Source organism: Arthrobacter terricola (assembly GCF_004354015.1).
In the GTDB taxonomy this organism is placed as follows: Bacteria; Actinomycetota; Actinomycetes; order Actinomycetales; family Micrococcaceae; genus Arthrobacter; species Arthrobacter terricola.
On sequence record NZ_SMRU01000069.1, the window covers coordinates 1 to 6,458 of the forward strand.

5 protein-coding genes are annotated in these 6,458 nt (G+C 65.1%); 1 reads left to right on the forward strand and 4 read right to left on the reverse strand.

Annotated elements, in window-relative coordinates; all coding sequences use genetic code 11:
- Nucleotides 1–280 precede the first annotated feature (280 nt).
- Nucleotides 281–532: a hypothetical protein gene (locus E1809_RS25990; RefSeq protein WP_133207106.1), complete on the forward strand. Its 252-nt coding sequence runs from the start codon at nt 281–283 to the stop codon at nt 530–532.
- Between the two features lie 25 nt (nt 533–557).
- Here the strand turns inward: E1809_RS25990 and E1809_RS25995 are convergent, their stop codons facing one another.
- From E1809_RS25995 to E1809_RS26010, 4 genes are read right to left on the reverse strand one after another with little or no spacing between them, the layout of a single operon-like run.
- Nucleotides 558–1,046 carry a hypothetical protein gene (locus E1809_RS25995; protein WP_205754348.1) on the reverse strand — a complete coding sequence of 163 codons (489 nt, stop codon included), beginning with the start codon at nt 1,044–1,046 and terminating at the stop codon, nt 558–560.
- The gene (locus E1809_RS26000; RefSeq protein ID WP_133207107.1) at nt 1,039–3,213 is read right to left on the reverse strand and encodes a site-specific integrase; all 2,175 of its coding nucleotides are present in this window, start codon (nt 3,211–3,213) and stop codon (nt 1,039–1,041) included. Before E1809_RS26000 ends, E1809_RS25995 begins: the two co-directional genes overlap by 8 nt.
- Complete coding sequence (locus E1809_RS26005; RefSeq protein ID WP_133207108.1) at nt 3,210–4,931, reverse strand: hypothetical protein; 1,722 nt, start codon at nt 4,929–4,931, stop codon at nt 3,210–3,212. Before E1809_RS26005 ends, E1809_RS26000 begins: the two co-directional genes overlap by 4 nt.
- A complete protein-coding gene (locus E1809_RS26010; RefSeq protein ID WP_205754349.1) occupies nt 4,931–6,355 on the reverse strand; it encodes a tyrosine-type recombinase/integrase in 1,425 nt (474 codons plus the stop codon). Before E1809_RS26010 ends, E1809_RS26005 begins: the two co-directional genes overlap by 1 nt.
- Between the last annotated feature and the right edge of the window lie 103 nt (nt 6,356–6,458).

Genomic DNA, 6,458 nt, shown 5'->3' on the forward strand with positions numbered 1-6,458 from the left:
CAGATAGTTGAGCATGAGACGTGTCCACCCGAACTCGTGTCACTCGATGCCGGCGGTAAGTCGGTATCAAACGCTGGGCGCAGCACGACTTCGTGTCTCACGGCAGTACTGAGTCAGATGTTGGCGCTTCACGCCGCGTCCTGTCCCTGGGGAGACCGGAACTAGGGCTACCGAGTATTGACAGCCATGGGTAAACAGCGTCCTATGTGAGAACGGAAGATCGCGCTGTATTCTGGCGCGTCCTCTTGGTAGTCGGTGACCGTGCAAAGGACTCGGACGAATGGCACAAGAAACGCTTCGGTGGATAGCCAGGTTCATACCTTTGTTCCTCGTCGTAATTGGCGGCCTGCTCCTCTTTGTATTGGCCAAGCGTCGTAAACCGACGTCGATTCCTCCCGGCAGATGGTTCAGGCTTTTAGACAAAGACGGCAATGAGATCAAGGGTCCGATCAGGACCGTAACGGCAATCTTTCTCGTCGTTGGGTCGATCGTTGTCTTGGCCAGTGTCATTCTTCCCTTCACAGCCCTGTGACTCCCGCGGGCGCCGGCCTTTGACTTTAGGAATGAACTTTTCCGGTTTCTGAAGTACCCATAGTTCGGGCTGGGGAGCTTCTCGCCGTCGGGACGGAGCTCACCTGTGGGTGAGACATGGCGGTGGCGAGGCTGGCTTCGAGGCGTTGGCGAAGTGTTGTGATCTCGCTGTGCTGGGCCGCGATTTGGGACAAGGCTTTCGCTTGGAGCTGCGTGAGGTCGGCGATTTCGGCGTTCCTGGTGTTGAGACGCTCGCGCAGGGTGGCCAGTTCGGCTTTGAGTCGTTCGATCCGTGCGAGCCGCGGATCCGGTTGTTGGCCGGTCTGCTGGGCGGCGGTCCTTTGCTGGTCGAACTCGGCCTTCAGGTGGGGGTAGGTGCGGTAGAAGGTGGCCCGGGGCACTCCGGCGAGGACGCAGAGGCTTTTGATGTCGCACTTGAGATTGTCGGGGATGGGGCCGGTGAGGAGCAGCTGCATGGCTGCACGGATTCTGGCTTCCGTTGGTTGTTCACTCATCGCGGGCGCCTTCTTTTTCCTCGCGGGCTTCGTCGATCTCGGCGACGATGCGCATGGACCGGTCGTAGGCGGCTTGGGCGCGGTCCCGCTCGGGCGGAGAGAGCCTCGGATTTCCCAGAAAGACGGTCCGGGTATTGCTGGCGTGGTCGGCCCAGGTCTTCCGGTGCCTATGGTGGTGGGTGGCCTGCGGGCAGCGGGCCGAGTCGCACATCCCGAGCAGGGGCTCCGCCGCGTCGGGGGTTCCGGCGAGTGTCAGGCATAGTGCCTTGCGCGGGTCGGAGAACCAGCAGTAGTTGCCGACACCGAGGTGCAGGGTCTTTGCCTTGGTTTTCAGGATCCGCTCGACACGGCGGTCGTCGATGACGGTGACCGGGCCGGTCTCGTGCTCCTCAAGGGTTTGGTCGACGGTTTTGAACGTGGTGATGAGGTCCCGGGCGCCAGCGCCGGAGGGCAGGACGCCGCGCCGGTAGTCCTCGTAGGCCGCGACGGTCAGTCGGAGGTGTTCGGCTTCTTCCTCTGCAGCGRCTTCTGCGGCGAAGGCCGCTTGGTGTCCGCCGGGTCGTGCCGTGTAGCCCTCGGTTGTGGCGACGCTGAGGTGTTTGAGGTGCAGTTTCGCGGCCATCAGCCCGTGCGGGCGCTGGGCGATCGCCATTGCAAGCGTCCGTCGCAGTGCTCTTGGGTTGACGGGGCCGTCTGGGAGCGGCTCGAGCCCGAGCCGCAGGCCGTACTCGCTGTGCACCCATGAACGCAGGGCTTTGTAGCGGGATCCGCTGTTGTTGGATGCCCTGGTGAACAACGACTCGCCCGGAGCGGCTCCGGTGAGTGCTTCGGCGGCGGCGATGGCCCGGTGGACGTCTTCGATGACAACCCACGAGTCTTCTCTTCCCCCGAAGGCTTCGCCTTTGAGGCGCCTGGAGAGGACGCGGTACCGGTTTCCGTCTCCTGTCTTTTTTTCTTTGCGTCGGCATCCATTGGTCAGTTCGGCCAGCTCCGAGGCGCGCATGCCGGACAGCGCTGAGGTGAGGAAGTAGGCGGCTGAGGTAACGGCGTAGATCGTGGCGTCGAGCTGCTGCCGGGTCATCGGAGGTGACCAGGGCACCGGTTCTCCGTCGCCGTGCCGGGGAACGGGAGCCGCATCGCGGCACCAGGGATGTTCCAGGCCGCATTGCCTGACCCATTGTTCCAGTTCGGGGCGCAGGGATTCCAGGTTCTTGCGGTGTCCCATGGCTCCTGCGTTCTCGACGACGAACGGGTGCCAGCCCATGTGCAGGAGCGGGTCCTGTGGGTCCCATCCGTGCGTGAGGCGCCGCGTGACGGTGGACGTGGGTGTCTGCGGGGCGGGGATTCCGGCCTTGCGGTGCTGCTCGATGGCTTCGCGCAGGTGGCTGATCTCCCTGACGGGCAGGCCTCGTCGCGAGGCGGCGTCGCGCTGGTCGGACGTGCGGGCCCTGTCCGCTTCCTCCTCCAGTGGCGGAGCGATGGTCTCTAGCAGGTAGAGGCAGTTGGCCAGCAGGGGCCGCAGCAGTGTGTCCGGGACTGGCGGTATGCGGTTCTCGCCGCCGCGGACATATCCTGCGACTTCGTCCGCGCTGTGACCGGACCATGGGGTGAAGCCGGGATGGTAGTTGTCGCTAAGGATCTCCGTATAGAGGGTGAGGAACTGCGGAGTGCGCACCATCGCTGCTGTGGTGGCAGGTGACAGCGGCCGGTCAGGGTCGGTGATGCTCCGCGATACCGCGGCAAGGTACTCGTCGCAGTGGTGCTGGCGGACCTGTTCCAGCGTCGTGACCCCGGCTGCGGTGAGGTGATTGAACCACAGTGCCAGGCGCTTGAGTTCGTCGCGGAGCGAGTGCGGGTTCAGCGGGACACGGAATGCTCGTGGGAGGGTAGCTACGCCGGGGTGTAGTGGGGCCAGACGGGCCATTAGGTACTCGCGGGCAACCTGCTGCCATCGCGGGTTGATGATCGCGGTGAAATCCAGGATCTTGCGGTGCGTGCTCATGACCACCGGAGCGTCGGAGAGGCCGGTGAGGTCCCAGAGGTTCTGGTCGAAGACGGGTCGGGGGCTTCCGGGCTCACGCCGCAGGCCCGCGGTCTCGATCACCGGCATTGTGTGGAACGGGTGGCGCCGTGCGGTGCCCGGGATGGCAGCGGGACTGGTGGTCATGGGGATTCCTCCGGGTGCAGGGGCGAGAACGGGATGGGGTCGGCGGCATGCCGGGCGGCGGCGTCGATGGCGGCGTTGCCGAAGCGGGGCAGGATGTCCTCATCGAGCCGGATCGAATAGGGACCGAAGACCTGCAGGAACTGGGTGGTGGTCATGTGTGCGGCCTGCCGGGAGAAGTATTCCTTGAGACGGAGCAGGTTGGGCAGATGGCGTGGCGCGAATGCAGCGAGTGGACACAGCAGGCAGATCCACGGGCGTGCCGGACACGGGGTGCCTGCAGGTGCATGGGGGCTGTCCAGGAGGCTCCCGCAGGCGGCGACGAACACGTCCTGCTCGCCGGACAGGAGCGCTCGGATGCCCTCCGTGGTGAGGCCTGCGTCTGCGACCATCCCGGGGAAGGCCGCGGCGAACGTCGCAGTGTCCTGGCCGTTGGTGATGACCGGTCGGCCGGCTTTGCGGCGGATGTCGCCCTGCGCCTGTTCGATGATCCCGTCCAAGGCGTCCAGCTGGGCGGGAGTGTGGGAGCTGAGGTAGTGATCGCCCTCGACCTTGGCACTGTGGTTGGGGTCGATCGTCGTGCGCCCCGTCCACATTCTGCGGTCGCGCCGCTGGTGGTAGGTGGCCCGGATCCGCCCGCCGTGAAGCGGGAACGGCTCTCCGTCGTCGGCAAGCAGGCCGGATGCTTCAATCCATTTTCGGCGCCGGGCCTGGGCGCGTGGGGCGGCGAAGACCTTGGGCGGACGGATTCCCAAACCGCCTCGCCCGGGACCGAGGTGGAGCCACAGTTTTCCGGATAGTTCCCCGGAGTGCTTGCGCAAAGGAGCCGAATGCTCCAGCCAGCGGTCAAGCAGTCGCACGGCATCGAGGGGCAAATTGAGCGCCTCATTCCCGGTGCGTCCCTTGCGGTAGGAGAGCAGGACCGTGCTCCTTGACGTCCGGGTGATGTTCTCGAGTTTCAGGCCGTCGATGCCGTCGGGCACGATCCCGGTGCGCATCGCGAAGAGGGTGAGGTAGGCCAATGCCGTATGCGTGCCCGGGAAGAGCGCGGATTCCAGTTGTGCGATCTGCGCATGGTCGATGGTGCTGTACCCGGCATCGAGCCGGTCGGCGGTTGCCCTGGCGGCGATAGGACCGGCGTGAAGCCAGAGCCACGCGAGGTTGTCTGCGGTGACCCCGCTTATTGAGGGGTCGGTTCCCCGCGCGGCCGCTGCCATGGCTTGCCGGTGTGCCCGGTGGGCTTCTGCAATTCGTTCGATGCATTCAGCTTCCAGCCGTCGCCATTCGCCGTCGCTGAAGGGAACGTTAGGCTGGCTCTTCGTCGCTTGGTTGATCCGACGGCCTGCCAAGTGGACGCAGATCCCGGGATCCAACCCTCCCGAGGATTCCTGAAACGCTCTCAACACCGCCCGGATCCGCCGTTCACGGTGGTAATCACAGGTCAGCCAGTACCGGACCAGGGCCGCCGTGGACAGATCTGTCAGGCCCCCGGTGACACCCAAGCCGACAAGATCGCGGGCCATCCGGCGCATTGTCGTCATGTACTGCCGGGCCACCGAGCGGGTCCGGATCGGTCCGTGCGGGTGTGTGGCCGCCGCTACCCCGACGGCCAGATCCGCAGCCAATCTCGGGTCGGGGAGATCATGAAGGATTCCAAGGTGGATGACGCCGCCTGGGAGGGTGAACCGCACGGCCAGGGGCTGCAGGATCTCGGCGGGCATCAGATCTCCCCTTCGAACTCAGCGGCGACTTCCGGTCCCGCCATCAGCACCCCTGCGGTTTCATGCGCGTCCTTGTAGATCCGCTGGGTGTCGAGCAGATGCAGATATGCCTGGGTCGTGGCCGCGCTGGCATGGCCGAGCAGGTCACGCAGGATCAGCAGCGGATCGGCCTTGGTCAGGTAAAGGGCCAAGGCGTCGTCGCCGTCGGTATCGATCGCAAGCTGGGCGGCCTGCTGGTAATAGCCCCGGACCAGCCGCTCCATGGTCGCCATCGCGAAGGTGTGTCTGGTGACATGCGGATGGACATGCGGAAAGGAAGGCTCGAAGCGGTCCCGGACCCGTACCGCTGTCCGGCGCAGCACGGTCGCCCAGTCCACGAAGGGCCTCCCGTTGGTCTGTACTGCCAGCAGTGCGCTGCCGCCGGACGGTGCCACCAGACGGTGCCGTTCGCCCGGTGTGAGTGCATGCCAGCGGCGGCGGGTTCCGTTGATAAGGGCACCGTCGTGCGTCGGTTCCTCGACGAACAGCGGATCGCGGGGCCGCCAGCGCGATCCGGCCGTCGCTGCCGCTCGTTCCCAGCCGATATAGTCGTGGACCCGCGCCAAATCGTCGTAATCGATCCAAGTTGACCGGCCCCTACCGCCCTTGGTCGTCGGAGGGGCAAGGACCATCGGCACCGGCACCACCGTTCGGCAGCGCGGTAACGGTGGCACCTCATAGACTGTCAGATGCCTGAATTCCTGCAGTCGCAGCCCGCTGGAAAGTGCAAGGCCGATCACGGCGGCATTGCGGCCTGTCTCGCGTCCCCGGAAGGCATCGTCCCGTTCTCCTGCCGGGTCGTTGCCGGCCAGGGCGTGCATCAGCAGCATGGCGAACGGCCTCTCCAGGTACTTCCGGCTCGCGTGGGCGTTGCCGGTGCGAACGGCCGCCAGATTCCTTTCCACCTCGATCCGGGCCCCGTCCGGGCGAGTTACTGACTGATGAACATACGAGAAGGGGACAGCTGCGGTGTGTCCGTTCTCCACCGCCCACCGGTAGAACGCCGACAGCGTCCTTACCGCCAGATTCCAGCTCGACGGGCTGAGCCGCGCCTCCAGCGGACCCGACAGCCTGTGCTCGGAGTACATGGACAGCACTGAGCGAAGCCTGTCCCGGTCGGCGAAGACCGGGACACCCCTCTCGTCCAGGAATTCCGCCCAGACCTTGAGCGCCTGAGCATACGTACGCCACGTCTTCGGGGAGGGCGCCCCGCTGACCGGCAGCTCCCGAAGCCACTGGTTCATCGCAACCGTCGGCCGCGGACCCTCAGCATCCTCGAAGCAGAGATCCTCATCGATGAGGACCGGCATGTCATCACGGATCAGCGGCCGGCCGGACAGCCCCCACGCTTCCCACTCAACGGAACTGAACGAGTGCAGAATCACGGGACAAACCTGACATGAGACACATGCCGGAGCAACGAATAAATGCCGTACAAAAGGCAAACAATCACCTCTGCGAGACACGCGTAAACCGCAAAGCTAACGC